The organism is Streptomyces sp. WM6372, from assembly GCF_001279655.1.
Classification (GTDB): domain Bacteria; phylum Actinomycetota; class Actinomycetes; order Streptomycetales; family Streptomycetaceae; genus Streptomyces.
Genome location: NZ_LGDB01000247.1, coordinates 1 through 25,492 on the forward strand (window position 1 = coordinate 1; position 25,492 = coordinate 25,492).

General features: G+C 74.3%; 22 protein-coding genes. 12 read left to right on the forward strand and 10 right to left on the reverse strand.

The features are described 5' to 3' along the window. Positions 1-84: 84 nt before the first annotated feature. Entirely contained in the window at positions 85-1,188 is a 1,104-nt protein-coding gene (locus ADK52_RS37100; RefSeq protein WP_053694244.1) for a serine hydrolase domain-containing protein, read from the forward strand. Positions 1,189-1,279: 91 nt separating this feature from the next. On the opposite strand, the gene ADK52_RS37105 is transcribed toward ADK52_RS37100, so the two are convergent. Beyond that, on the reverse strand, positions 1,280-1,852 hold the full coding sequence (locus ADK52_RS37105; protein WP_053694245.1) for a TetR/AcrR family transcriptional regulator: 573 nt from the start codon (positions 1,850-1,852) through the stop codon (positions 1,280-1,282). 125 nt (positions 1,853-1,977) lie between these two features. Between ADK52_RS37105 and ADK52_RS37110 the strand changes: the two genes are divergently transcribed. Beyond that, the gene (locus ADK52_RS37110) at positions 1,978-2,427 is read left to right on the forward strand and encodes a nuclear transport factor 2 family protein (protein ID WP_053694246.1); all 450 of its coding nucleotides are present in this window, start codon (positions 1,978-1,980) and stop codon (positions 2,425-2,427) included. On the opposite strand, the gene ADK52_RS37115 is transcribed toward ADK52_RS37110, so the two are convergent. Next, positions 2,424-2,927 carry an NUDIX hydrolase gene (locus ADK52_RS37115; protein WP_078988890.1) on the reverse strand — a complete coding sequence of 168 codons (504 nt, stop codon included), beginning with the start codon at positions 2,925-2,927 and terminating at the stop codon, positions 2,424-2,426. The genes ADK52_RS37110 and ADK52_RS37115 overlap by 4 nt on opposite strands. Positions 2,928-3,288: 361 nt before the next feature. Here ADK52_RS37115 and ADK52_RS37120 point away from each other — a divergent pair, with 361 nt between their 5' ends. The 7 genes from ADK52_RS37120 (at position 3,289) to ADK52_RS45185 (ending at position 8,367) form a co-directional block, all read left to right on the forward strand. Then, positions 3,289-3,966 carry a hypothetical protein gene (locus ADK52_RS37120; RefSeq protein WP_234344415.1) on the forward strand — a complete coding sequence of 226 codons (678 nt, stop codon included), beginning with the start codon at positions 3,289-3,291 and terminating at the stop codon, positions 3,964-3,966. Between the two features lie 119 nt (positions 3,967-4,085). Then, complete coding sequence (locus ADK52_RS37125; RefSeq protein WP_053694247.1) at positions 4,086-4,484, forward strand: hypothetical protein; 399 nt, start codon at positions 4,086-4,088, stop codon at positions 4,482-4,484. A gap of 137 nt (positions 4,485-4,621) precedes the next feature. Further along, entirely contained in the window at positions 4,622-4,867 is a 246-nt protein-coding gene (locus tag ADK52_RS37130; RefSeq protein WP_053694248.1) for a hypothetical protein, read from the forward strand. After that, positions 4,864-6,129 (forward strand): FAD-dependent monooxygenase, encoded by a 1,266-nt coding sequence (locus ADK52_RS37135; RefSeq protein WP_053694249.1) that lies wholly within the window; start codon positions 4,864-4,866, stop codon positions 6,127-6,129. The genes ADK52_RS37130 and ADK52_RS37135 overlap by 4 nt, the downstream gene beginning before the upstream one ends. Before the next feature lie 139 nt (positions 6,130-6,268). Then, positions 6,269-7,393: an FUSC family protein gene (locus ADK52_RS44700; RefSeq protein ID WP_053694250.1), complete on the forward strand. Its 1,125-nt coding sequence runs from the start codon at positions 6,269-6,271 to the stop codon at positions 7,391-7,393. A 138-nt stretch (positions 7,394-7,531) separates the two neighbouring features. After that, positions 7,532-8,179 carry a helix-turn-helix domain-containing protein gene (locus ADK52_RS37145; protein ID WP_420715008.1) on the forward strand — a complete coding sequence of 216 codons (648 nt, stop codon included), beginning with the start codon at positions 7,532-7,534 and terminating at the stop codon, positions 8,177-8,179. Then, positions 8,176-8,367 (forward strand): hypothetical protein, encoded by a 192-nt coding sequence (locus ADK52_RS45185; protein ID WP_420715009.1) that lies wholly within the window; start codon positions 8,176-8,178, stop codon positions 8,365-8,367. The genes ADK52_RS37145 and ADK52_RS45185 overlap by 4 nt, the downstream gene beginning before the upstream one ends. 51 nt (positions 8,368-8,418) lie before the next feature. On the opposite strand, the gene ADK52_RS37150 is transcribed toward ADK52_RS45185, so the two are convergent. Both ADK52_RS37150 and ADK52_RS37155 read right to left on the reverse strand, forming a co-directional pair. Continuing rightward, complete coding sequence (locus tag ADK52_RS37150) at positions 8,419-9,504, reverse strand: pentapeptide repeat-containing protein (protein ID WP_324615961.1); 1,086 nt, start codon at positions 9,502-9,504, stop codon at positions 8,419-8,421. Between the two features lie 152 nt (positions 9,505-9,656). Beyond that, positions 9,657-10,697 (reverse strand): COX15/CtaA family protein, encoded by a 1,041-nt coding sequence (locus ADK52_RS37155; protein WP_234344416.1) that lies wholly within the window; start codon positions 10,695-10,697, stop codon positions 9,657-9,659. A 342-nt stretch (positions 10,698-11,039) separates the two neighbouring features. On the opposite strand from ADK52_RS37155, the gene ADK52_RS44255 reads away from it, so the two are divergent. The 3 genes from ADK52_RS44255 to ADK52_RS37170 all read left to right on the forward strand — a co-directional run bounded on the left by ADK52_RS44255 (position 11,040) and on the right by ADK52_RS37170 (position 14,977). Beyond that, the gene (locus ADK52_RS44255) at positions 11,040-13,391 is read left to right on the forward strand and encodes a D-alanyl-D-alanine carboxypeptidase (RefSeq protein ID WP_234344417.1); all 2,352 of its coding nucleotides are present in this window, start codon (positions 11,040-11,042) and stop codon (positions 13,389-13,391) included. Positions 13,392-13,722: 331 nt separating this feature from the next. Further along, a complete protein-coding gene (locus ADK52_RS37165) occupies positions 13,723-14,232 on the forward strand; it encodes a nuclear transport factor 2 family protein (RefSeq protein WP_053694253.1) in 510 nt (169 codons plus the stop codon). A 100-nt stretch (positions 14,233-14,332) separates the two neighbouring features. Beyond that, a complete protein-coding gene (locus ADK52_RS37170; protein ID WP_053694254.1) occupies positions 14,333-14,977 on the forward strand; it encodes a CatB-related O-acetyltransferase in 645 nt (214 codons plus the stop codon). 7 nt (positions 14,978-14,984) lie between these two features. Here ADK52_RS37170 and ADK52_RS37175 read toward each other — a convergent pair whose 3' ends face one another. The 6 genes from ADK52_RS37175 to ADK52_RS37200 form a co-directional block, all read right to left on the reverse strand. Beyond that, a complete protein-coding gene (locus ADK52_RS37175) occupies positions 14,985-16,757 on the reverse strand; it encodes a thiopeptide-type bacteriocin biosynthesis protein (protein WP_078988892.1) in 1,773 nt (590 codons plus the stop codon). A 10-nt stretch (positions 16,758-16,767) separates the two neighbouring features. Then, positions 16,768-18,768: a TOMM precursor leader peptide-binding protein gene (locus tag ADK52_RS37180; protein ID WP_078988893.1), complete on the reverse strand. Its 2,001-nt coding sequence runs from the start codon at positions 18,766-18,768 to the stop codon at positions 16,768-16,770. Positions 18,769-18,809: 41 nt separating this feature from the next. Then, positions 18,810-20,711, reverse strand: a complete 1,902-nt coding sequence (locus ADK52_RS37185; protein ID WP_053694255.1) for a hypothetical protein — start codon at positions 20,709-20,711, stop codon at positions 18,810-18,812. Further along, positions 20,708-21,895 carry a lantibiotic dehydratase C-terminal domain-containing protein gene (locus ADK52_RS37190; RefSeq protein WP_053694256.1) on the reverse strand — a complete coding sequence of 396 codons (1,188 nt, stop codon included), beginning with the start codon at positions 21,893-21,895 and terminating at the stop codon, positions 20,708-20,710. Before ADK52_RS37190 ends, ADK52_RS37185 begins: the two co-directional genes overlap by 4 nt. Positions 21,896-22,066: 171 nt before the next feature. Then, positions 22,067-24,718 carry a lantibiotic dehydratase gene (locus ADK52_RS37195; RefSeq protein ID WP_053694257.1) on the reverse strand — a complete coding sequence of 884 codons (2,652 nt, stop codon included), beginning with the start codon at positions 24,716-24,718 and terminating at the stop codon, positions 22,067-22,069. A gap of 157 nt (positions 24,719-24,875) precedes the next feature. After that, positions 24,876-25,067 carry a thiazolylpeptide-type bacteriocin gene (locus ADK52_RS37200; protein WP_053694258.1) on the reverse strand — a complete coding sequence of 64 codons (192 nt, stop codon included), beginning with the start codon at positions 25,065-25,067 and terminating at the stop codon, positions 24,876-24,878. Between the last annotated feature and the right edge of the window lie 425 nt (positions 25,068-25,492).

A 25,492-nucleotide genomic window follows, 5' to 3' on the forward strand; every position in this document is an offset into this window, starting at 1 on the left:
CGGGCGACCACCGCCTACGGCGACATCACCGCCCGCAGCCTCTGAACCCCGAACACCCCCGAACACCCCCGAAGGAGCACAGCCATGACCAACGCGACCAAGACGACCGACCGCCCGGAACTGCAGAAGGCCATCGAGGCGTTCGTCGACGCCGGCTTCGCCGGAATACAGATGCGCGTGCACGACGAGCACGGCGAGTGGGTCGGCAGCGCCGGAGTGCGCAAGCCGGGCGAGACCGCGAAGCCGCCGGCGGACGGGCACTTCTGGGCGGGCAGCGTCGCCAAGCCCTTCACCGCGACCGCGGTGCTCCAACTGGTGGCCGAGGAACGGATCGCGCTGGACGCCCCGGTGGCCGACCACCTGCCCGAGCTCGGACTGGACCGGCGGATCACGGTACGGATGCTGCTCCGGCACACCAGCGGGCTGTTCAACTACACCGGCGAGTACTACGAGGACGGCACGTTCGTGCCCGGGATCCCGGCCACGGGCAAGGAATGGGTCGACAACCGGCTGCGCGCCTACCGCCCGCAGGAGCTGGTGGCCCTGGCCCTGTCCAAGCCGGCCCGGTTCGAGCCGGGGACGGGCTTCGGCTACTCCAACACCAACTACACCCTGGCGGCCCTGCTGATCGAGCAGGTCGCCGGCCGCTCCTACGCCGAGGAGATGCGCCGCCGGATCCTGCAGCCGCTCGGACTGCGGAACACCGTACTGGGCGGCAACAGCCCGGAACTCCCCGAGCCGCACGCCCACGGCTACTACCGCTACCAGGACGCCGACCAGTGGAAGGTGGCCGACGTCACCCGGCAGAACCCCTCCATGCTGCTCGCCGCCGGTGACGCGATGACGACGACCCGGGACCTCCACACCTTCTTCTCCGCACTGAACGGCGGCAAGCTCCTGCCGGCCCCGCTGCTGGCCGAGATGCGCACGCCGCACGGAGAACTCGGCTACGGCCTCGGCCTGTTCGTCCAGGACCTCGGCCCGGACCACGGAGGCACCGTCTACCACCACAACGGCGGCGCCCCCGGCGGCTACGGCGCCCTGATGTACAGCACGCCCGACGGCGGCAAGACCCTGACCGCCGGCCTGACCACCGGCGACGCCGCGGTCGACCCGGCGCAGGCCTTCCCCCAGGCCTTGGACGCCCTGGTCAAGCAGGTCTTCACCGCCACCCAGCCCCCGGCCTGACCGCACCGGCACCGGCTCCGGCACCCGCACCCGCACCGGCAGCCACACCGGCGCGCACCCGCACCGGCGCGGGACGATCCGTCCGAGCCGGTCAGTGGGGCCGCAGCCCGTCGAAGACCACCTCGAAGATCCGCTCCCGGGCCGCCGGGTCCGCGCCGAGCTGCTCCAGCATCGCGCCGGTACCGACCAGCAGGGCGAGCAGCTCCGGCAGGCGCAGCTCCGGGCGGACCACCCCCGACCGTTGCGCCGCGGACAGCAGGCCGGCCAGCCGGGCCTGGATCTCCTCGGTCGGTTCCCGCAGCGACGCGTGTACGTCCACGCCGGCCGCCGCGAGCGCCTGGGCGAACTCGTTCTTTCCCGCCGACTGTTCCACCACCAGGCGGAAGCAGGAGAAGAAGGCCTCGGCCGGATCGGCCTGCGCCGCCAACTGCGCGGTCATGGCCGACATCTCCTCCAGCCGGCGCACCATCACCGCCTCCAGCAGCGCCTCTTTGGTCGGGAAGTGCCTGAAGAGCGTGCCGACGCCGACCCCGGCGGCCCGGGCGATCTCCTCGGTCGGTACGCCGATGCCGCGGCTGGTGAACACCTCCGTGGCGACATCGAGCACCCTGGCCCGGTTGCGGGCCGCGTCGGCCCGCAGTGGGCGCTCCTGACTGCCACTCATCCCTCTTCTGCCTTCCTCGTGCCGGCGGCGGCAGAACCCTCTAGACAACCGGAGTCGCCAGTCCGTATCGTTGGAAACGGAGCCGCTAGTCCGATTCTAGTGGCTGATCCCGCCGGAGGTTGATCATGCCCAGAGCGCTGTCACCGCGAGAGGTCTCCCAGGAGCTGCTGGAGCGCATCGGCGCGGGGCGGTACTCGGAACTGGCCGAGCTCTACGCGGACGACGCCGTCGTGGAGACCGTCTTCGAGCCGGTCGGGCCCCGCCGGTTCGAGGGCCGGGCCGTGATCGAGGCGCGCTTCGCCGAAGTCGCCGGGGGTTCGCCCGTGGAACTGACCCCGGCCAACGTCGTGATACGGGAGACGGACGACCCGGAGGTGGTCGTCGCCGAGTGGGACTACCGGGTTCACCACCGAGTGACGGGGCGGACCTTCACCAGCGCCAACATCCAGGTACTGCGCGTCCGCGACGGCCTGATCGCCGGCAGCCGGGACTTCCACGACCACCTGGCCCTCGCCCTGGCCGGCGGCCATTTGCCCCAACTGGTCCAGGCACTGGAGAGCAAGCAGCTCGACTAGGCCGTGTCCGGGCGATCTTGTAGGGCCTTCGCGATCAGGTCGTGGATGAGGTATTCGCCGGGGGCCCGGTTCTCCTTGAGGCGGTGCAGGCCGTCGGGGCCGAACCAGTCGTAGGCGGTGTGCTTGGACCATTCCAGGGCGGGGCGGCCCAGGTCGCCGTCGACCTCGACGAGGTAGTCGGCCTCGTGCCGCATTCCGTCGCCGTCGTCGCCGGTCCAGGTGGTGATCCCAAGGAGGCGCCGGACGCGGCGCAGGCGCCAGCCTGTCTCCTCTTCCACCTCGCGGGCGAGGGTGTCCAACAGGCATTCGCCGAGCTCGACGTGGCCGCCGACGATGTCCCAGCAGTCGGGGAAGAGCCGCCGGCGGGGGCCGCGTTTCTGGGCGAAGGCGTGGCCGTCCTGATTGAGGACGACGGCCCCGACCGCCCACACCTCGCCGTCGGCGGGCGCGGGGATCTCGACGCCGTCGTCCACGGTCACGCGGTGCTGATCGTCTGGCATGTCCTCACAGTAGGCCCGTGTCCGGCCGCCGGCCCCGGCCCCGGCCCCGACCCCGGCCCCGGCCCCGGCCGCGGCAGGGCCGTCGGCACGTCGTCGCAGTCACGCGTACGAGGGCTGCCCGGCCGTGGCCGCAGCGCGGCCGGAAACCGGTCCGGTGCCAGTCTAAACGGGTCGTGACCTGCACGAATGCGGGTGCGTCGCCTGACCGGCCCGGCGGGAGGACGACGGCCAGCGGCCTGCGACGGCTGTCGGCGGCGAGGTGGATCTTGGTGGTCGGTCCGCCGCGGGAGTGATCTAGGATCCGCACAACAGGGGGGTTGTGTTGAGACGACGGGTTCTCGCGTGCGCAGGTGTCTTGTTGGTGACGACGCTGACCGGATGTACGTCAGGGCAGGCGGCGCCGCCCAAACCAACGGTGCCCTCGGGCACGGCGGGCGCGACGGGCACGGTGGGTGCGATGGGCGCGACGCCCTCAGCCACGCAGCGGCCGTACGACACGATGCCCGCTCGGCCCACGGGCGAGGCCGCACCTACGGATGGCGACCGTGCGCTCCTGCGTGTGGCGCTGCGCCGCCCGTACGTCCCGGCCGCGTACGAAATCCCCGCGGATGACGCCGTAGCCGTGATCCACCGTGTGGACGCCGAGAACGGCGAGCTGGCCTGGATGCCCGACGGACGCACCTTCTGCTTCGTCCTCGTCCGGCGCGGCATGGCGGCGTCAACCTGTGGTCCCCTTCCCGAGGAGGCCCCCGCGCCCGGGCTGCTCCTCAAGCGCGCCGGTGAACCCGACCAAGCCCTTGATCAGGGCAAGGAAGTCCAGGCTCGCATGGTGAGCTTCGTGATGGCCGAGGGTGGCTCCCGACGCTTCGACCATGTCAAGCGCGCGTCGGACGCTGGACCCGTGAACCAGGCGGTGGCGAGGTTTCCCTCCGGCCGGATGGTGACCTTCCTGACGTTCGACCGCCCTTACGGACCCGTCGACACGGAGGCCGAGATCTGCAGCACTGACCGAACCGTCTGCTTTCCCGCCCATCCGTGAGCGGGAGTCGTCCTCGGGTCAGGCCGGTCACGACGACGGCATGGACGTGAGGATGACGTGGCGGGATGCTCGTCTCACGAAGAGTGCGCAGTGGCACCGGGCCAGAGGAGAAGAAGCAAGTGATCAATCGCTGGATCGTCCGTGCCATACCCGCAGTCGTACTGGCCGGGCTGCTGCTGAGTCCGCAAGCCGAGGCCCAGGCCGCACCGGTGACGGCTCGTCCGCTCGCGGCCGCCGCCGTGGCGGCGCAGCCCGCGCCCCAGGGCGCACCGGCCCAGGGCGCACCGGCCCAGGAGGCGTCCGCGCAGGTCCGTTACGCGGCCGTCGGCTCCGTCGGCCTTGCCGACAGCGACAAGAAGAAGGACAAGAGCAAGGGCAAGAAGTCCAAGAAGAAGGGCTTCTTCAAGAAGCTGGGCATCGCCGCTCTCATCGGCACCGTGCTCATCGTGCTGCTCGTCATCGCCATCATCGCCGCGATCGTCTTCGCCGTCCGCCGCCGTCGCCGCAGGGAGGCGTGACCGCCCCCCGCCCGGGGACTTGCCGCTTCCCTTCGGCGAGTTGGCGCGGATCGGCAGGGGCACGCTCTTTGCGGGCGGGGCGGGCGTACCAGAATCTCCATCACGCCCACCCCTCTCACCTAGCCCTCTGAGGTGCCATGCCCACGCTGACGATGCCATCCGTTCGCTTCCCGGAAGTCCTCCCGGACGGTTTCACCGCCCCCGGGACCGGGGAGACGGGCGAAGAGCTCGACCGGTTCGCCCACACCAGTACGCGGCTGCTCCTCGGTACCGACGGGCTGACCACGCCCCTGCTGGAGGCGTGGGTCGGCTCCGTGGTCTCGGTCCGCCGGATGAGCCACCGCTTCGTCCGCGCCCCCCTCGCCCTGGTGGGCCGGTCGTGACCGCGCCCCGACGCCACGTACAGGTGGCGATCGTCGGCGCCGGGCCCGCCGGACTGGTACTGGCCAACGTGCTGCACCGGGCCGGTGTCTCGGTCGAGGTCCGGGAACGCGCCGGCCGGGCCGAGGTGGAGCAGCAGGCCCGGGCGGGCCTGATCGAGCACCGGGTGGTCGAGTACCTGCGCGAGCACGGGCTCGCCGATCGGCTGCTGGCCGAGGGCGGCCGGCACGAGTGGTGCGAGTTCGTGTGCCTCGGAGAGCGGATCCGCATACCGTACGGGGACCTCTCCGGCGGAGCCGGGCACTGGGTGTATCCCCAGCAGTTCCTGGTGCGCGACCTGATCGCCTCGTTCGAACAGAGCGGCGGCGTCGTGCGGTTCGACTGCCCCGTCCTCGACGTGGACACCTCGGGCCCCCGCCCGCTCGTCCGCTGCCCTGACGACGTCCTGGAGGCCGAGCACGTCGTGGGCTGCGACGGTCCGCGCAGTACGGTCGCGCAGGCGTTCCCCGCCGAAGCGGACGGAGCCGTCGAGCGCCGGTACCCGTACGACTGGCTGACGGTGCTCGCCGAGGTGGACCGTCCCGTGGACGGCATCCGGTACGCCCTCCACGAGGCGGGTTTCGCCGGGATGATGCCCCGCACGCCCCGGCTGGCGCGCTTCTACCTCCAGGTCCCGCCGGAGGCGGACCTCACGGACTGGACCGAGCCGCGCATCCGCGAGCAGTTGTCGCTGCGCCTCCGACTGGAGGCGGGGGACCCCGTGCTGGGCGCGGTGACCGAGGTCGGCATGCTGCGGCTGCGGGGCCGGGTCCGGGAGCACGTACGGGCCGGGCGGCTGCTGCTGGCCGGGGACGCGGCGCACGTGCTGACGCCCTCCGGTGCCAAGGGGCTCAACCTGGCGGTGGCCGATGTCGCCGACCTCGCGGACACCCTGCTGCGCTGCCACCGCGACGGCGGCGAGGGCGGCGAGGGCGGCCGCGACGGCGGCGACGGCGGCGAGGGCGGCCGCGACGGCGGCGAGGAAGCCCTGGAGGAGTACGACCGGCGTCGCCACCAGGCCGCCTGGACGACGCAGGAGTTCTCCGACCGGCTGCTGGACCTGCTGCACCTGCCGTCGGGAGACGCGGCGGAGTCCGCCTTCGGTCTGCGGCTGCGCCGGGAACGGATCGCCCACCTGGCCGCCCCGGGGCCGGAGGGTGAGGTGTTCGCCCGTTCCTACGGCGGCGCCGGCCGACTCCACCCCGCGCCGCTTCCCGTCGCATAGCCCCCGTTTCGGCGCGGGGGCGTCGGGCAGCACCCTGCTGCGCCCATCGGACGGTCGTTCCGCCCGTTCCCGCGCGAGGCCCACGTCCGCCGGGTTTCACAGCACGGGAGGCGTCGGGTGAACGGCTTACGATGCCGTCATGTCCGGTCCGGTCGCCGTCGCGTACGCCGCCTTGCCCGGTGCGCGGCTGAGGTCCGCGGCGCGACTGGCCCTGTGCGCCTCGGTGTCCTGGTACCTGTGCCTGTGGTGGGGCACCAGCACGGCGCCGGTGCCCGCCGTGCTCCCGGCGGTGCTGATCCTGCGCGAGGATGTGTACGCCTGGCCGCGCCTGGGGTGGGAACGCCTGGCCGGGGTGCTCGTGGGCGTGGTGCTGAGCTCGGTCGTGCTGCACTGGCTGCCGGACCCGGCGTGGTCGTTCCCCGCCGTGCTGATCAGCGGCTGCGCGGGCATGTACCTGCTGGGACGGCCCGGCGCGCCCAACCAGCAGGTCCTCATCACGGCCCTCATGGTCTACGCGACCGCCGTTCCCGGATACCCGCTGGCGCGCGTGGAGGAGACCCTGGTCGGCATCGCCGTGGTCGTGCTGCTCGGGCCGCTGCTGTGGCCGCCGGACCCGTACCGGTCGGCCGCGGCGGGGCTGGACGGCTACCGGACCGACGTACGGGAGCTGCTCGGCGCGATCGCCGGCCGGCTGGAGCGGGGCCTGGCGGTGCCGGGGCCGGCGGCGCTGCCCGAGCGGGCGCGGATGTGGCTGCAGCCACAGGCCGCGCAGGACGCGTTCCAGCGGGCGGCGGCCGGCCGGGTGGTGCCGGGCCGTCGGGCGGGCCGGCTGCCGCCGGCCGGGCTCGACGGGCGGCTGGCCCTCGCGGTCCGGACCGCCCTGACGCTTCAGTACTTCGGCCAGGAGCTGCGCGAACGGTCCCGGACCGACGGCCCGGGCCGGCCCGCTTCCGGCGCGCCAGATGCGCCCGGCGCGTCCGGTGCACCCGACGCGTCCGGTGCACCCAGTGCGTCCGGTGCGCCCGATGCCCGCGACGCACCCGACCCCGCCCTGCTCGCCCTCGCGCCGCTCGTCAGGGCCACCGCCGCCGCCGTGGACGCGGCCCTGCTCGGCGAGGACTTCACGGCGGACCTCGACCGGGCCCGTGCGCTCGACACGGCCCACCGCGAAGCCCACCCCGGCCGGCACGACGCCGTACTACGGTCCGGCCTCCACCTCACCCACGAGGCCCTCGCCGAGCACCTTCCGGACGACACCGCCTAGTGCTGTGACCGCGAACCTTTGCCGGGTTGCCAGCTCGGTGCGGTTTCGGCGGGCGATGATGCTGCTGGCCTCGGCCGGCGGCAGCACGGTCCCCGTCATCGCGCGTCTGTCCAGGCGGACGAGGACACAGTCCGCGACGTGATCCACCGCTTCAACGAGATCGGACTCGCATGCCTGAACCCTCGGTGGGCGGGGGGCCGCCCCCGCCTGCTCAGTGGTGACGATGAGGACGTCGTCGTCCAGACGGCCACCACCCGGCCGACCCAGGTCGGCAAGCCTTTCACGCGCTGGTCGATCCGCACGCTCGCCGATCACCTACGGCGCCACATCGCCCGCCCGATCCGGATGGGCCGCGAGGCCCTGCGCTGCTCACTGGCCCGCCGGGCATCTCCTTCCAGCGCACGAAAACCTGGAAAGAGTCTCCGGATGCAGACTTCGATGCCAACTGGAGCGGATCGAGAACGCGATCAACGAGCGGCCCGACCGAACGTTTGCCTTCGACGAATTCGGCCCGCCGGGCATCCGCTCGACAGCCGGTTCCTGCTGGGCCGAGGAAACCCGTCCCGACCGACTGCCGGCCACGTATCGCCGCACCCACGGAATCGCCTGCTTCCACGGCTGCTCCCGGGTCGGCGACGACCAGATGTGGGGCGTCAACCGCCGCCGCAAGGGCATCGACCACACCTGGGCGGCTTTGAGAACGATCCGGGCCGCCCGCCCGCCCGGACGGCGCCCCCATCTACGGGAACCTTGACGACCTCTCCGCCCACACGAACCGGCGGATGAAACGGTGGGCGGTGAAGAACAAGGTCGAGCTGTGCTTCACCCCGGCCTACGCCTCCTGGGCCAATCCCGTCGAAGCCCACTTCGGACCGCCACGGCAGTGCACCCTCGCCAACTCCCACCACCCCGACGTCCTCACAGCAGAACGACGCGAACGCGCACGCATCCGCAGCGAGAAAGGCATCCGCTGAGGAGGACGACCCCTCAGCGTATCCGCATGAAGGACTACCTCGGTTGAAGCATCAGGCCGAATGCAGGGGTGGGATGTTCCTCGCGAGGGCGGCGGCTTGCAGCAGGATGCTCGGCTCGGCGCCGGGGTCCTCGACCATGACGACGCCCGCCGCCTGGATGTCGAAGCCTGCCGGCCAGATGGTGACGTCGCTTGCCAGCGAACCCTCCAGCTTCGCCTGTGTCAGGTCGGCACTGGTGAGGTCGGTTCCTCGGAGGTCAGCCAGTCTCAGATCCGCGCCGGTGAACTTGGCGCCGTGGCCCCGCGCCTTGCGCAGATTCGCCTCCCGCAGGTCGGCCCCCGAGAAGTCAGCCTCGTGGAGGTCGGCCCTGACCATGCGAGCACCGCGCAGGTCGGCTTCGATGCAGCGGCTCTGGTGGAGAATCGACGTCCCGAGCTCCACGTGTCGCATGTTGGCCGCGATCAGCGATGCCTTGGTCAGGTTGACCTGGTAGATGCTCGCCGCTTCCAGGCAGGCACCGTCGAAGTTGATGTGGTGCAGCCACAGTCCGTCGCAGTCGGCCCGACGCAGGTCGGTATAGCTGACGTTGAGCCAGTCGGGCTGGCGTTCCTGGCACAGGACTCCCAGGCCGGTGAGCGCCACCTGGGCATCCGGGGCACGTGTCTCCAGCGGAGGCACGGAGTTGATCGAGGTTTCCGCCGCCGGAGAGTCTTGCGCTTGCGGGGGCCATGGCAGGTGAGTCCGGAGGAACGCGGCCTTGATCGAGATGACCGCCTCCCGGTCGTGAGCCGAATGGTCCGCGATCCGCCACAGTGCGTAGAGGCCGCCGATCCGCACGTCCGTCTTCTCGCTGCCGAGCTGGTCGACCGCCCGGCTGAAGCGGTCGGTGATGTGTCCCTCCCGGGTGGCGTTCAGCCCCTCCTGGTTGACCCTCAACTGCCGCCAGGTGGCGTACACGCCGAAGAGGACGACAGCGCCACCGACCGCCTGCACGAGCGTCGTGCGTACGTCGTTCACAGCCGCGAGCCGTTCAGCGGCCGAGATCCTGGCCCCGCCGAGATCGCGCTCGACCACCAGCCCTGGCAGCACCACGACCACTACGGCCAGCGCGGCGAGCACGGCGAGCAACGCCGCCACCGCGAAAAGAGCGGCACTGACACGAGGCCGCCGAGAGGTGCCCGGTATGCGCCGCCTATGAGTAGATCCCCCCGCATCCATGCGCACATGATCGCAGGGTGACCCGGAAGCCGGAGTACCTATCCGGTCAGAGCACTAGTTCTTCCGGTGGATCAAGCGGGCGTGGCGGCGGCGCCCCGCGCACGCGGCAGCGGTGCACCGCCCTGCGGATCCGAAGGACCGGAAAGGGCGGCCCTCTTGAGGGTGAAGTGCACCTGAAGCACTCCGGTCCACACGAGGGCCGAGCCCAGGAGGTGGAGCATCACGACGAGCGACGGCAGGGCCGTCAGCGACTGCACCAGCCCCACGACGCCCTGCCCCAGGAGCACCGCGAGGAAGGCGGCGGCCTTGCGGCGCGCGGCGCCGAAGCCGTCCCTGGGCAGCGCGGACAGCAGCACTCCGGCCAGTACCAGGACCGCCCCGGCCAGCACGCCGTGGACGACGGTCACCGCCGTCCAGTTGAAGGGCATGCGCGCCACGTCGGAGGAGTCACCCGCATGCGGTCCGGAACCGGTGGCGAGCGTGCCCACGAAGACCAGCAGTGCCGTCACCGCGACCAGGGCCGCCGACAGCGACCGGAGCCGAGCGGCCGACCACGGCGCGAGCGGACCCGGCGCGCCGGGCCGGTCGCCCTCATCGCCCACGCCACCTGCGGTGCCGTCGGCATCGGCATCGGCATCGGCGTACGCCGCGTGCCAGGTGTACACCGCGGCGGTGAGCAGCAGCGTCGCGGCGAGGAAGTGCGCGGCGACGATGTAGGGGCTCAGCCGCATCCACACGGTCACCCCGCCGACGACCGCGTTCAGCACGACGATCCAGAACTGCGCCCAGCCTCCGCGCAGTACCGCGGGCATCGGCCTTTCCTGGAGGCGTGCGGTGATGATGACCCAGCCCACCACCGCACACAGCGCCCCGGTCAGGAGCCGGTTCCCGAATTCGATGGCACCGTGCACCCCCATTTCCGCGGTGGGGGCCAGCGTCTCGCCCGTACACATGGGCCAGTCGGTGCAGCCGAGACCGGAGCCGGTGACACGGACGATTCCCCCGGTCACGATGATCGCGATACTCGCCACGACCGAACCCAGTGCGGCCAGCCTGACGCTCCTCGCGCCGAGCGAGTACCTGCCGGCGAGCCATGAGAGGGGAGTTCGCACGATCGGCCTTCCTTTGTTTTGTTTTGCTTCGCGCGCCGCGGCATGGAACCTCAGCGTACGCCGCACGTTTTCCCCGACCTGACGGGGCGCCGCACCTGGAGCCGACCCCGGCGCACGCTGTCCGGAGACCGAGGTCCGGCTGTTGTCCGGGGCCGGAGTATGACCGGACGGTCACAGGATCGGGTTCCGGGAACGGACGGGGCGCGGCGTACATCTAGCCGGTCAGCGAGGCTCCTGCGGGAGCCCGCTCGACGGTATCGGCAAGATCCGGCCGGCGGCCGACCCACCGCGTGAGCGCGTGGCGGCTGCCTGGCCGGGGGTGAGCGGCAAGGCGGGGCAGGAATGAAGGCGGTAGCGGTGGCGGGCGGTTCCCCGGACACCCCGGACATCCCGGAGACTTCGGAGACTCCGGAGACGGCAGGGACCGAGGTCCCGGGAACGGAGCCCGGTACGCAGGACACGGCCCCCGAGCAGGCAGACGCCGAGGCACCGCAGACGCCCGAGCCCGAGGCCGAGCCCGAGGCCGAGGCCGTGGCCGACGGCGCCACGGGGACCGGATCCGACGAGGACGCACCGGGCGAACCCGAGGCAGAGGCGGAAACCGAGCTGGAGCCGGAGCCGGAAGCCGATTCCGAGGCCGACCACGCATCTGAGCCGGCGGCCGAAGCCGATGCCGAGCCGGCGGCCGCCGAGACCACTCCCGAGCCCGAAGCACAGCCCGACTCGGAAGCGGAGGCCGACGGCGGGGACGTAGCCGAGCCTGAGGGGGAGGCCGACGGCGGGGACGTACCCGGGACCGAGGCGGAGCCTGACGGCGGGGACGTAGCCGAGCCCGACGCGGAGGCCGACGGCCGGGGCGTGCCCGAGCCCGACGCGGAGGACACCGGCGCTGCCGTGCCTGTGCCCGAGGCCGAGCCGGACGCCGGCGAGGCCGCTCCTGAGGCCGAAGCACAGCCCGACGCGGAGGCGGAGCCCGAAGCGGAGGGCGACGGCGCGGACGTACCCGGGACCGAGGCGGAAGCCGACGACGCGGGGCGGGACGAGGGCACGCCTGACAACGAGGCTGAGGCGGTCGAGGCGGTCGAGGCGGTCGACGCGGCCGAGGAGTCCGCAGATGCCGCTCCGGACGACGGCGCGGGCCAGGAGCCCCGGCCGGTGCCGTCCTGGGCTCGGGACGGCGAGGCCGACGCGGAGCGGACCAGCCAGTTCGTGGCCCTGAAGGAGCTGGACGCCCCGGCGGAGAAGGCCCCTTGGCCGGCAGCCGTACCGCAGAACCGGCCCCCGGCCGCGACCCCGGCCGCGACCCCCGCACCCGCCCCGGTCAGGGCCCCGGCCAGGGCCGCGGCGCTGCCGGAGCTCGTCGAGCCCACCCGCGAGGTCCCGCTGCCCCCGCAGCCCCCGCTGGACCTGCTGGCCGAGCTCACCAACACGGCTCCCCAGCCGGAGACCCCGCGCCGCACCGCCCTCCGGCGCGTGAAGATCTGGACCCCCATCCTGCTGCTCCTGGCCGGCGCGGTCACCGGCGCGCAGCTGCTGCGCCCGCTGCCCGCCCCGCAGCTCGTCGCGGCCGAGCAGGCGCACACCCTCGACGGGCAGTTCTCCGTACCGTGGCCCGCCAAGGGCCAGGGCGCCGTACGCGTATCCGGCTCTGGCGACATCGGCACCTTCGGCGAGGAGAAGCCCGTCCCCACCGCCAGCGTCGCCAAGGTCATGACGGCCTACGTCATCCTCAAGAACCACCCGCTCCGCAAGGCCGAGGCCGGCCCCCAGATCGAGGTCGACGCGAAGGCCGTCGCGGACGGCACCTCGGACCACGAGTCCCGGGTCGAGGGCCTCGTCGCCGGTACGAAGTTCAGCCAGCAGGACATGCTGAAGATGCTCATGATCCCGTCGGGCAACAACGTGGCCCGGCTGCTGGCGCGCTGGGACACCGGCACCGACTCCGAGGCGGCGTTCGTCGAGAAGATGAACGCCGCCGCCCGGGAACTCGGCATGCGCAACACCACGTACACCGACCCCAGCGGCCTTGACGCCGGAACCGTCAGCACCGCCGCCGACCAGCTGAAGCTGGCCGAGGCCGTGATGAAGGACGAGGCCTTCCGCACCGTGGTCGCGCTGCCGAGCGCCGAGATCAAGGGGCTGTCCACGACGCTCATCAACAACAACACCCTGCTCTCGGTCAACGGCCTCAGCGTGCGCGGCATCAAGACCGGTTCCAGCACCCCGGCGGGAGGCACCCTGATGTGGGCGGCGTACAAGTCGGTCGGCGACGAGACCCCGCTGATCCTGGGCACGCTCATGGACCAGCACGTGGACGGCCCGGACCTCGACGGGGCGAACAGCCTGAAGCTGGTCCTGGCCAACAGCAAGAAGATCATCGAGTCGGTACGGCAGGCGCTCGACTCGGCGCCGGTCGTCCGCAAGGGCCAGACCGTCGGCCACGTGGACGACGGCCTCGGCGGCCGGACCCCGCTGGTGGCCACGAAGGACCTGAACGTGATCGGCGTACCGGGCCAGCAGCTGAAGCTGACCCTGCAGCCGGGTGCCTCGGGGACCCCGCACACCGCGAAGGCGGGAGCCGAGGTCGGCGTGCTCACGGTCGGCGCCGGGGAGGGCGCGAAGAGCGTCCCCGTGGCGGTCGGGACCGAACTGGCCGAACCGTCCTTCACCACCCGCGTCACCCGCCTGCGCTGACCGGCGTCCGGCGGATCGGGCAAGGCCGATGCCCGGTACGGACACGCCGTACCGGGCATCCGCCCTCGGTGTGCCCGTCCACGCGGACAGGGGGCCCGAGCCACAGCCGGCATCGAAGCCTGGTTCCGTCGGCCTGCGTCGGGCGGCGCCGGGCGGCGTCGGCCGGTGTCCGCCGGGGTGCCCGCGGTGGCCGCTTTCCGTGGACACGAGCGGGCAGTGCTGGACAGCCGCCGGACCCCGCGGGGCCTGGAGAGTGGACACCGGCCGGGGCGAGCCTGGGGCCGTGAACGCCGCCGACCAGGCCGCGCCCGTACCCGGAGGAACATCCGCCATGACGTCCCGCGCGCTCCGCACCCTGTCCGTCCTGACCGCCACCGCAGCCCTCTGCGCCACCGCCTCCACCGCCCACGCGGCGCAGGACACCGGGCGGTACCCGTCGCCGAGGGTCGTCGCCGACTGGGCACGTGCCTGGAACGGCGCCGAACCCCAGGCGCTCGGCGCCCTGTTCACCGCCGACGGCACCTACACCGACGAAGCCGTGGGCGTCACCTTCCGCGGCCGGGCGGAGATCGCGGGGTGGAAGGCCCGCGCCGACGCCCTGATCGACAACGTCCGCGTCACCGTCCGCGCCACCCGCCTCGACGGCGACCGGATCACCGTCCGTTCCGTCTACTCCGGCCACCTCAAGGGCGCGCCCAAGCCCTTCGCCGTGCCGATGACCACCCTCCTCGACCTCGACGAGAACCACTGCCGCATCGCCTCCGACCAGGACCACTACAGCCTGGCCACCGTCCTCACCCAGTCCGGCCTGCCCGCCGACTGGACCCCGCCCACCAACTGACGCCAGCGCGAGGCGCCCCAGGGGGTGTCCGGCGGATCACGGCCGGGCCGGGCCGGGCCAGGCCCGCCGGACACCCCCCCGGGCTGCGAAAGTGGCTGCCATGGACCGTCTTCCCGCAGACCCGACCGTTGTCCACCCGTTCCCGGACCAGCCGCGCGTGGTACTGCTGAAGCCGCTGGTGACCTCGCCGCTGATCGAGGTCGGGGAGTACTCGTACTACGACGACCCGGACGACCCGACCGCGTTCGAGACCCGCAACGTCCTCTACCACTACGGGCCGGAGAGGCTGGTCATCGGGAAGTTCTGCGCGCTGGGCACCGGGGTGCGGTTCATCATGAACGGCGCCAACCACCGCATGGACGGCCCCTCCACGTTCCCCTTCCCCATCATGGGCGGCTCCTGGGCCGAGCACTTCGACCTGCTCGCCGACCTGCCGGGCAGGGGCGACACCGTCGTCGGCAACGACGTCTGGTTCGGCTACGACACCATGGTCATGCCCGGAGTACGCATCGGACACGGCGCGATCATCGCCTCCGGTGCCGTGGTCGTCGACGACGTACCGGACTACGGCATCGTCGGCGGCAACCCGGCCCGGCTCGTCCGCACCCGCCACAACGACGACGACATCGCCCGCCTGCTCTCCATCGCCTGGTGGGACTGGCCCGCGGAACACCTCACCGCACACATCCGGACCGTCATGTCCGGCACCATCGACCAACTCCAAGAAGCCGCACCCCGAGCCTGAGCCACGCCTACGCCCGCGGGCCCGTGCGCCCGAGCGGCAGCAGGTACTGGATCGGCTCGTCGAGGTCGTCCAGGCCCAGCAGCTCGTGCGCCAGGTCGTCCTGCACGCCGCCGAGCGGGATCGTGGCCAGCCCGAACGCCCCGGCCGTGAGCTGGAGGGTCTGGGCCAGGTGCCCGGCCTCCAGCAGGCCCAGCCGCAGCGCCCGCAGCCCGTAGCGCCGCCGGAGCAGCCCGAGGTCCAGGTGGACCGCCAGTACGGCCGGCGCCTCGTCGATCCCCACGGAGTCCGGGTCCTGCGCCGGGCGCGAGAGGTACGAGGACAGAGCCTTGAGCCCGTCCAGGTCCGGCGCGGGTCCGAGGGCGATCAGCGACCGCCGCTCCGGCACGCAGTGGTAGGTACCGGGGGCCAGCCCCGCCACGGAGAGCGCCAGGAGCCGTACCCGGACGCTGTAGAGGGCGCCCGCGCTCGGGTACGGGCGGTGGTGCAGGGTGCGCTCCGTGCCGTCGGCCAGCGGCCGCCGGGACACGTGGCTCGGCGCGTGGGCGTGCCACAGCACCCCGCCCAGCTCCTCCGCGGTGAGCGGCCCGCGCAGCGCTCCGCGCGCCGAGCTGCGGCGGCGCAGCGCCTCCGCGAGGGAAAGCTCCGGCAACGGGGCCGCGGTCAGGGCCCGTTCCGCCTCCGGCCGGTAACCGGACGGCGGGCCGGGCCGCGCGATGCTCCGTACGGCGGTGTCCTCCGGCCGACCGATCTGGAACTTGCTCTGCTCCAGGTACTGGTAGTCGGCCGCGCGCGGCCCGGCCCCGAAGAAGCCGCCCGCGTCGCCCGTCTCCAGCAGGGCGCGCCCCGCGAGCCGGCACACGGCCCGCTCCTCGTCGGGGGCGACCCCCAACCGGTTGAACAGCATGTGGAGCTGTGAGGCCCACACCCACAGCCGGCGGTCCGTCCGTACCGGCGCGTCCGGCCGGTCCGCGGCGGATTCGGCGGGCACGGCGGGTACGGCGGTACGCAGCCGCGCGTCGGCCGCCCGCACCCGCCGGGACCACTGCGCGAGCCAGGGATCGGCGGAGCCGTCCTCCAGCCCGGCGCAGACGGCCCGGGCGCGCCGCGCCAGGTTCGTACGCTGGGCCGCGAACACCGTGTTGACCCGGGTGTGGACGGCGGCTCCGGGCAGCGTCCGCACCTCGCCGGCCCAGCGCCAGGAGGCGGCGTGCCGGCGCAGCCAGCCCGCCGAGTCCAGTTCGTCCAGGCCCAGGGCGTGGGCCGTGGCGTGGGCGAGGTCCAGGGCGAGCCGCAGCCGGTCGGCCCGCCCGGGCACGGCGCGCAGCGCGGCGACGGCGGCGCGCGTCGAGTGTACGAACACCTCCTCGGCCACCGGGAGCGCGGCGGGCCCGCCGTAGCGCTCGGTCTCCGGCTCGTACCGTGCCGCGCTCACCTCCCCGTGCCGGCCGGGGAGGGGACCGGTGACGGGGATCGTCTCTGCGGCCAACAGGGCTATTTCCGCAGCGAGTTCGTCCACATCGGCCGCCGCGCCGCGGAACCTGATCCGCAGGTGGGGGCCGCCCTCGTGGTAGCGGATGAAGAACCAGGAGCCGCCGTCCGGCCCGTACCGGCCGTCCATCAAGGGGGCGAGCGCCTCCGTGACGAAGGCATCGGTGTCCGCGCCGTCGGTGTGCAGGGTCAGGTGCAGGCTCCGCCAGCCTCCCGCCGCCACGGGAGACGCGGGCGCGGGCGCGGTGGTGGGCGTGGACGCGGGCGCGGGCGCGTACAGGTCTTCGGTCATCGGATGGTCCTCACGGGAACGGGTGCGGGTACAGGGGGAGTTCGTCGTGGCGCAGCGGACGGGCGGTGCGCCCCATCCGGTGGGGGACCTCCAGCAGCCGGGGCAGCCCGAGCGTGCGGCGGTTGACGTGGCCGAACGTCATCGGGAGGGTGCCGGGCACGATCACCTTGGCGCAGTGCAGCCCCAGCCGGTCCCGGATCCCGGGCTCGTCCTGCGCGACGACGACCACCTCCAGTCCCTCCGCGGCCAGTCGCGCGACCGTCTCCGTCAGCAGCCGGGTGAGGTCGGCCGCCGGCGCGGGAGCGCCCGGCCACCGTTCCTGCCACGGGACCTCCCGTACGCCGTCGAACAGGAACTCCAGCCGGTGCTGTGCCTCCGGCAGGGTGTTCAGGCCGACGTGGTCGTCGAGGCCGACCACCAGCTCGGGCCGCCACAGCATGGGGCGGAGCCGCTCCGGGTCGCGCGCCCCGCCCGGACCGGCCGGCCGGTGCACGGCGTCCTGGACGTTGGTGACGACCTCCGCCACCGCCGAGCGGATCGCGGCGAGCGGATCGTGGTGGGCTCCGGCGGCGAGGAAGGCGCGGGGAGCGTCGGGGTGACTCCCCTCGTAGCGGCCGAGCGAGACCACCGCCGGGATGCCGAGGTCGTTGGTGGCGTCCAGCAGGCTCAGCCGGTAGCCCATCAGCGCGGCCCGCGAGGCCAGGGCGGTCACCAGCGGGTCGCCGGAGGGCAGGGCGATGCCGGGCAGCGGCGTGCGCGCGTACCACGCCATCAGGAAGGCGTCGCGTTCCGCCACCTCGAACAGCCCGTAGAGCGCGGCCTCCTGGGGGCTGTTGCCGAGCCCGCAGCCGTTCGAGGACTCGTAGAGCACCCGTGCCCGGCCGGGGCCCTGCGCGAGGTCCCAGTAGGCCACGTGCTCGGGGACCGCCCGGGCCCGCCCTTCGGTGAGCGACCAGCCGTACACCCAGTCCAGCTCCAGGTCCGCGTGGTACGGGACGGTGCGGGTGGCGGGGTGCCCCCGGTGGGCCGGATCGGGCAGACCGAGCCGGGCGGGGTCCACGGCGGCCTCCGGGCCGAGCTCGGCGAAGGACGCGCGCAGGACGGTACGGCGCCCCAGCGGGCGCATACCGGACAGCCGCTCCACGCCCTCGAACAGCGCCACCCGCTCGCTGGAGCGGAAATCGGCCGAGCGCCCGTAGCCCCCGTCGTCGACCAGACGGCCGTCCGTCACCCAGGCGGTGGTGAGGGCGAAGGCGGAGTCCTCGGTGCGGAACAGGCGGCGCACCGGGCCGAACCGTTCGTCGTACAGCTCGGCCCGCAACCGCCCCGCTCCCGTACGGTCGTTGGGGCCGCGCAGCACCGAGGGGTCGGGCAGCGGCCGCGGCGCTTCCGCGAAGCGGCCCGCCTCGGGTGAGTCGGCCGGCAGCGGACGGCACACCGGGCAGCCGCCGACCGGGCGGACGTGATGGGTGGACCAGGTGGCCCGGTCGCCCCGCACGATGTGGACGGTGGGCGGCGACGCCCCTGCTTCCGCCCCCGACCCCACCTCCGCGTCCGCGGCGGGCCCGGGCTCCAGAAGAGCGGCGGCGAGCAGCAGGGCCGCCTCCGCCATGGCCGGCGTACCGGTGCCGCCGAGCGCCAGCCGGGGGCTCTGCCAGGGCACCCGGCCACCCGCGGTGGCCAGTCGCCGGTACTCGACGCACGCCAGGCAGGCCCGCGCCGCCGGCTCCAGCACGGGGCCGATCACGGTCAGCGCACCGTCCTCCCGCACCGGCACCAGGCGTACGGGACGGGCCAGCGCGTGGCGGCTGAGCCGCTCCGCCAGCTCCAGGGTCCAGGAGGTGAGGTGGACGACGGCCTCCCCGCCGGTGGTCTCCAGCGCCGCCTCCGGATCCAGGACGGGTACGGAGCCGGCGAGCCTGGTCACCGCCACCACCGCAGCGTCGGCGGCCGGCGCCGCTACGTCCGCCTCGGCTACCCCGTCCGCCTCATCCGTCGTGATCGCGTTCATCGCATTCGTCGTATCCGTCGCGCTCATTGCGCTCATTGCGCTCATCGCGTTCCTCCCCACCCGGCCAGAACGGTGAATCCGCATGCCCGCAGGGCAGCCAGGACCGGCCCGGCGGATCCGGCCGCTCCGCCGCCGGCCGGGTCCGCCGCACCCGGCTGCCAGGGCTCGGGGCACACTCCGGTCAGCCGGGCCAGCGCCGCGCACAGCTCCGGCTCCCGCCGGGTGATCGAGGCCAGCCAGCGGTCGGTCCATCCCTCGTCCGTCCAGGCCACCGGCTCGACTTCGGCAACGGCGAGCGGCGCCTCGGCCCCGCTGAACGCGGCGTGCACGGCCCCGGCCGGGCCGTGCTCGGCGGCCATGGCCCGGGTCACCGCGCCGAGGGCGGCCAGCGCTGCGGCGTCGGCGGCCGTCGCCTCGACCGCACGGGCGGCCACTCCCGCGGTCCCGGCCCGGCCCGCGGGTTCCCGTACCACCGCCAGGTAGGCCTGCTCCGCGGGGAACCGGCGCACCGTCATCTCCATCGGCAGTTCCAGATGCCGGGTCAGCACGGTCCACCAGTGGCGGGCTTGCGGATGTTCGCGCCATTCCTCCTCGCTCAGGGCGCGGCCGGGGCGCGGACCGGGGCCGGAGGCGCCCGCGGCGGCGAGGGCGGCCCGGCGCAGGGCCCGCCCCAGGGCGTGTCCGGGTCCGGCGCCGACCGCCACCGCACCCGGCAGCCGTTCGCCCAGGTGCAGTTCCGCCACACGGCACGCCGCGGAGAGCCGGGCCAGATCCGTCCGCGGAGCCCCGGCCACCAGGGGCCCGGCCACCGAGCCGCAGACCGCGAGCGCGGCGGGCAACTGGGGCAGGTCCCCCGGCCGCGGTGCGTCGAGCACGCCCAGGTACGGGTCGCCCAGCGCCCCGATGCGGCGCAGTGCCTCGGCCAGGTTGCCGGCCGGGGCGGGGGAGGGGGACGCGGGGTCGGCCGGCCCGGTGACCCAAGGACGGTAGGACGCGTGTGGCGGCCGGGCCTCGGCGACCAGTACGGCGGGGAGGTCCGGGAGCAGCCGCGGGTCCTCGTCCCGCCCGGCCGGATCGGGCAGACCGGCCGCGGAACACAGCAGCCGCTGCGCCGCGGCGCCGGCCAGCAGCGCCGTCAGCGCCGCCGGGGCCGCCGGATCCGTGAGCGCCGCCGGTGCCCCGGCCGCCGCCGCGCCGGGTACGGATCCGCTGTCCGCGGAGCCGGAGCCGGAACCGGAACCGGAACCGGTGGCCGTGCCGGATACGGTGCCGGCGCCGGCACCGGACCACAGGCGTACGGCGATCGACTCGGCGTCCGTACGCGCCCGTTCCGGCTCGGCCGGGGCCGTGACGAAGCCGCCGTCGGCGGTACGGGCCACGGCCACGGCCACCGGCGGGGTGCCCGCGACCGCCACCACGCGCTCGGACGGCAGGCCCGTGTCGCGGTACACCCGCGGCGGGGTCCCCGCGCGCTCCAGGGCGCCGATCAGCGCCGTGGCGAGCGGCCCGCCGGGATCGGCCGCCGCGACCACGGGCCGTGCGGCGGCCAGGGCCGCGGCCGCGCGTGCGGGCCGGTGTGCGGAGGCCCCCAGCCAGGCGGCGGGTTCGGCCGCTCCGGTCGGATGGTCGGCGAGCAGCAGATCGTGCGCGTGCAGTTGCGCGGTCAGCGCGGCCAGCGCGGTCTCGACGCGCGGATCGGCCGGGTCGAGGCGGGGCCGCCGGCCGCTCCCGGCGTCGACGTGCCCCTCCACCCGCTCCGCGTCCGGGGCGTCCCCGGGCCCCTGGCCGAACCGCTCGGACAGCAGTTCCCACAGGGCGGGCAGCGCCCTGCTCCCTTCGAGGGTCACGCTCCCGTCCCGGCCGCGCAGGTGCAGACCCTCCCGCAGCGGGGTGACCGCCACCCCGGGCCGCAGCCGCAGGCGCGGCCGTCCGGCGGCGCTCACGGCGTCCCCTCGACGGCGGCGATGACCTCGTCGACGCGCGCCTGCCACCGGTGCCCGGTGAGTTCCGGAACGCTGCGCACCACGAGGTGGGCGGCGAGGTAGCGCTCCACGGGCCGCACGTCGCAGATGGTCAGGAGCCGGTAGAGCCCGTTCGTACACGCCCGGTAGACCACGTAGTCCGGGCGGCTCCACATCGCGCCCTGCGGGTCCGAGCGGTGCAGCCGCCGGTGGAAGTCGCTGTACCGGGTCCGCACCTGCCGGTCCCAGCGCTCGACGGTGGCCCGGTCGCCCAGCGCCGCGGCCCGGTCCAGGTACTCCGCACGCACCCCGGTGAAGTCCGCGCCCGCGCGCAGCCGTTCCTCCGTGATCCGCCAGGCCCCCGCGGACCAGTCGGCCCAGGCCCGCTCCCAGCCGGCCGCGCCCCCGCCCGCGATCCGGCCCACCAGTGCGGAGATCCGCTCGCCCGCCGCGTCCCAGCGGCGGTCGAAGGCCGCCCGCATCCGCCCTTCACGATCCTCCTGGACGAGGAAGTCCTCCAGGTGGGAGACGTACGAGTAGTGGCCGCCGACCAGCCCTTCGGGGTGCGCGGCCGCATGGGCCGCGAGGGCCGCCACCACGAGTTCGATCCGGGCGGCGGACGTGTCCGCCCGTTCACCGAGGAACGCGGTGCCCGCCTGGAGGGCGGGCAGTCCCAGGGCCAGCAGCTCCTCGCGCAGCCGCACCCCGTCCGGGCCGATCAGCGCGTTCAGGGAGGAGAGGTCCACCGGCTCCACCCGCACGGTGTTGTCGGGTACGAGCGGACCGTACGGCGGCGGGATCAGCTCCGCCCGCCCCGCCGCCGCGGCCTGCGCCAGCAGGCGCTCCCCGTCGGCGGTGGCCCGCGACGGGTGCGAGGCCGCGCGGGCACGCAGCTCGGCGGCGGTGCGCTCGGCCGCGGCCGCCACCGCTTCCGGTCGGCCGCGCAGGCGCAGCCGCAGGTGCGGGCCGTGCAGCCAGTGGCGTTCCACGTGGGCGGTGAGCCCTTCCGCTGCGGCCCGTCGGGCGAGGGGCAGCACGGCTTCGCGCAACAGGGGCGCCTTGACCGGCTCGTAGTGGTGGACGACCACGTCGAGGGCGGTGGCGGCACCCGAGGCGGGCCGGGCGGTGTCGGGGCCGGTGTCCGGGCCGGTGGCCGGGGCGTTCATGGGTTCTCCTCGGCGGATGACGGGCGGAGTGGTCGTGGCGGCGGGGCCCGTCGGGACGGGCGGCCGGATCGGCACGGGGGACAGGGAGGACAGGGAGGACATGGGGGAGACGGGCGGTACGGGGGACAGCGGGGAGACGGGCGGCACGGGCGGCACGGGGCGCACCGGAACTCAGTCCGACCGGGCGGTGCGTGCGGGCCGGTAGGTCTCGGCGATGAGCTCCACGGCACGCGCCGGGCGGCTGCGGCCGCCGAAGACGGGCAGCGCCTCCTCCAGCACCACGCCGCGCGGATGGCGGGCCAGCCAGCCGGAGAGGCAGCGCAGGTGCAGGGCGCTGCCCAGGTCGAGGGCCTGCGGCTTCGGCGCGCGCAGACTCCGTACGAAGTCCTCGGCGGGCCGCCCGGCGGGAGGCTCCGGCACCGGGTGCAGGAACAACTGCTCCGGCAGCCCCAGCAGGGCCCGCCAACGGGCCGCCGCGGCGCCCGGGATCGCGCCGGGGTCGGCCGCGAGGTCGGCGCGGAGCTCGGCCAGCACCCCTGCGGGCAGGTGCCAGCGGCGCCGGGCGAGCACCGCACGGCCGTGGCGCAGCCGGGGCGTCAGCCGCACCTCGCCGCCGGGGACGGACAGGGTGCGGCGGGGGAGGAGCCGCCGGAAGTCCACGACGCCGCCGGGGTGGTCGCACAGGAACGGCGCGAGGCGCTGCGGCAGCATGACCGGGGCGAGGAAGCCGAGGTAGAGGACGTCGAGGGGTTCGCCGGTGGCCCGCAGCCGAAGCCGGAGCTGGTCGGCGTCCGGGTCGTGGACCAGCTCCACATCGGCCTCGGCGAGCGCGCTCCGGTACCGGTCGGGGCCGATCTCCTCGCCGACCAGCAGCGGATGGAGATTGGCGTTGAAGCCGCCCACCGGCCGGATCTGGGCGGCCCGGGCGCCGTCGCCGCCGAGACCGTGGCGGATCGCGCGGGCCACCTCCGCGGCAGCGCTGCGGGGCAGGTCGTCCAGGAAGCGGCTGGTGAAGCGGCCCCAGCCGCCGTAGACGTGGTTCACGCAGAGCAGGCCGCCGGGGACGGCGCCCTCGGGGCCGCCCGCGGCCGCCGCCGCACGCTGGACGAACCACGCGTAGCTGAGCGGGCGGGCGGCGGTCCAGCCGGGCAGCCGGGCCGCGAGCCCCCGTACCTCCTCGGCGGGCAGGACGACCTCGTCGGCCCAGCCGCCGGGTGCGGCCGCCACCGCGCCTCGTACCAGATCGGTGAACTCCTCACGCAGTGCCGCCAGTTCGGCCAGCTCGGGGGAGAGTCCCGGGTCGCCGGACGGCCGGACGGCGAGGCGCGCGGCCTCCTCCCACGCTGCGGCGGTGTCGACGCCGAACTCCCAGGGGGCCGGGCAGGTCCCGCCGCGCCCGTAGCGGGCGACGAAGCGTTCCAGCGCGACCCGCCGCATCAGATGTCCGAGGTCGAACAGCTCGGCCAGTGCGGTGAGTTCACCGAGCACGGCCCGGTCCGCGCCGGTCAGCCGGCCGGTGGTGGTCGCACGTCCCGCGGCGAGTACGTCCTCGGAGAGCACGTTCAACGGGGCGGCATCGGCCGGCACGGGCCGGCCGGCGTCGGCCAGCAGGCGGCGCCAGCGGTCCGCCAGGTCGGCGAGCAGGGCGGGCCGCTCCTCGGCCCGGGCGTCCGCGAACCCGGCGGTGTCGGCGGCGAGCCGGTCGATCCGGTCGGCCAGGGCCGCGTCCTCGGGCCACCGCCGCAACCAGTCGGCCAGCGCCCGCAGCGGGTGCGGGTGCTGAGGATCGACCGGCTGCACGGGCACCAGCAGCCCGCCCTCGGTGAGCTGACCGAGAAAGCGGCCGACGGCGGGGTCCGTGCGGGGGCGGCCGAGGACCGGACCGAGTCGGTCCGCCAGCTCGTCGAGCGTCGCGGGCGCGGCCGCGAGCGCGTCCAGCGCGGTGAGGGCGGGGCGGGTTGCGAGCTCGACCGTCTCCTCGTGCGTGACGAGGTACCGGCCGCCCGCGAAGACCGTGTGGTCCCGCATGTACAGGGCCCGCCCGTCGGCGCTGTGCCGGGCACCGCTGGTCATGCGGTGGGCGAGGGCGCGCCGCCGGCGCGGTTCGTCCAGCAGCGCGGCGACGAGCGCCTCGACGAGTGTCCGGTGCTCCCGCACCACGGACCGCAGCGGAGGCAGCGGCGGCAGCGCCGCCGGAACCGGTACCGGCCCCGCCGACGGGTCCGGACCGCCGGACCACCCCACTGCGGTGAACCAGGACAGGGGACTGGTCTTCGTACTGGCGCGCAGGGCGTGCCGCAGTACCGAGGGCTCCTCCTTGCGGGCCCTGCGCCCGCCTTCGTCCCGGGCGGCCCGGGACACCGCGCGCAACAGGTCGCCGCTGCCGAGCGCGACGGCCCGGGTGAAGCCGGGGGAGCGGCACAGCTGCGCGAGGGCGGAGCGCTCGGCGGTCAGGGCGTCGGGGACGGCCGCGGCCAGATCCGTCAGGAGTACGTCGCGCAGCGCGCGCAGACCCAGCCAGGTGCCGAGCCGGGGCACCCGTACGGGCAGGCCGCCAAGGCGGGCCAGCAGGGCGGGGCGGGGGACCCGGCCGTTGTGCAGCGCCCGGCGCAGCGGGAGCACCACCTGGCGGTGGAATTCCTCGTCGTGCCCGGGCCGGGAGGAGAAGAGGTCGTCGCACAGGGCCGGACGCAGTGCGTCCTCCTGTGCCGTGAGGGCGGTGAGCCGGTCGAGCAGGATCCGTACCGGCGCGGCCTCCTCCGGCTGCGCGGGGTACGCCGTCACCGTGGTGCGGACCAGCGCGTACGGGGCGGTCCCCGGCACGGGCGCGACGTGTTGCGCTGCGGCTGGCTGGGCGGGGTGCGGCAAGGCGGGCTCCCGTCGTGCGGTCTGGGCCTGTGAGCTGTCCTGCGGCTCGGGCCGCCGGCCGTGCGGCCGGCCCGGGTGGGCCGGCCGCACGGGAGCGGCCTCGTCACAGCCGTCAGACGACGGGCGTCTCCACCTGCGGCTGGGCGCAGGAGGACGAGCCCTGACAGGAGCAGGAGCCCCATGAGGCGCCGTTCTCGGGCAGTGCGGCGGTGTCGCTCAGCGCGGTGACGGTCAGCTCGCTGAGATCGAGGTCCAGGTCGAGATCGAGGTCGTTGTACCCGGTGGTGGCGGAGTTTTCGGACATGCGGATTTCCTCTCGTTTCCGGGGATTGCAGAACCGCGAAGACGGCGTGCACGGGGCATGGCATCCGAAGGAGCGTCGCGGTGCACCAAGAGTGTCTGCGCCGTCACGGACCGACGGCAATCGCGGTGTCATGTCGGAACGGCCGGGTCCCCTCGGCGCCGGCTCTGCCGGGGCGGCTCCACCCGCCCGACCTGACACGGGCGGGGTGGCGGGGGGTGCGATGGGGGTGGTGCGGGTAGTGCGGAAAGCGGCGTTCGAGGCGCCCGTTTCCTTCGGTTCGCGTGGAGAGTGGCCCGGCACACACGCCATTTCGCGTAGCGAACCCGTACAGAACGTGACATTCGGGGCCTCTCCCGGTGACCCGCCCCACAGGACCCACGTCACATACGACACGAACTAGTAGCCCCCACCACCCCCCGCCCCAC

Excerpts from the sequence above, each read along its gene's own strand:
- ADK52_RS37100 (WP_053694244.1), top strand. The coding sequence starts at position 85 with ATGACCAACGCGACCAAGACGACCGACCGCCCGGAACTGCAGAAGGCC.
- ADK52_RS37105 (WP_053694245.1), bottom strand. The coding sequence starts at position 1,852 with ATGAGTGGCAGTCAGGAGCGCCCACTGCGGGCCGACGCGGCCCGCAAC.
- ADK52_RS37110 (WP_053694246.1), top strand. The coding sequence starts at position 1,978 with ATGCCCAGAGCGCTGTCACCGCGAGAGGTCTCCCAGGAGCTGCTGGAG.
- ADK52_RS37115 (WP_078988890.1), bottom strand. The coding sequence starts at position 2,927 with ATGCCAGACGATCAGCACCGCGTGACCGTGGACGACGGCGTCGAGATC.
- ADK52_RS37130 (WP_053694248.1), top strand. The coding sequence starts at position 4,622 with ATGCCCACGCTGACGATGCCATCCGTTCGCTTCCCGGAAGTCCTCCCG.
- ADK52_RS44700 (WP_053694250.1), top strand. The coding sequence starts at position 6,269 with ATGTCCGGTCCGGTCGCCGTCGCGTACGCCGCCTTGCCCGGTGCGCGG.
- ADK52_RS45185 (WP_420715009.1), top strand. The coding sequence starts at position 8,176 with ATGAAACGGTGGGCGGTGAAGAACAAGGTCGAGCTGTGCTTCACCCCG.
- ADK52_RS44255 (WP_234344417.1), top strand. The coding sequence starts at position 11,040 with ATGAAGGCGGTAGCGGTGGCGGGCGGTTCCCCGGACACCCCGGACATC.
- ADK52_RS37165 (WP_053694253.1), top strand. The coding sequence starts at position 13,723 with ATGACGTCCCGCGCGCTCCGCACCCTGTCCGTCCTGACCGCCACCGCA.
- ADK52_RS37170 (WP_053694254.1), top strand. The coding sequence starts at position 14,333 with ATGGACCGTCTTCCCGCAGACCCGACCGTTGTCCACCCGTTCCCGGAC.
- ADK52_RS37175 (WP_078988892.1), bottom strand. The coding sequence starts at position 16,757 with ATGACCGAAGACCTGTACGCGCCCGCGCCCGCGTCCACGCCCACCACC.
- ADK52_RS37180 (WP_078988893.1), bottom strand. The coding sequence starts at position 18,768 with ATGAACGCGATCACGACGGATGAGGCGGACGGGGTAGCCGAGGCGGAC.
- ADK52_RS37190 (WP_053694256.1), bottom strand. The coding sequence starts at position 21,895 with ATGAACGCCCCGGCCACCGGCCCGGACACCGGCCCCGACACCGCCCGG.
- ADK52_RS37200 (WP_053694258.1), bottom strand. The coding sequence starts at position 25,067 with ATGTCCGAAAACTCCGCCACCACCGGGTACAACGACCTCGATCTCGAC.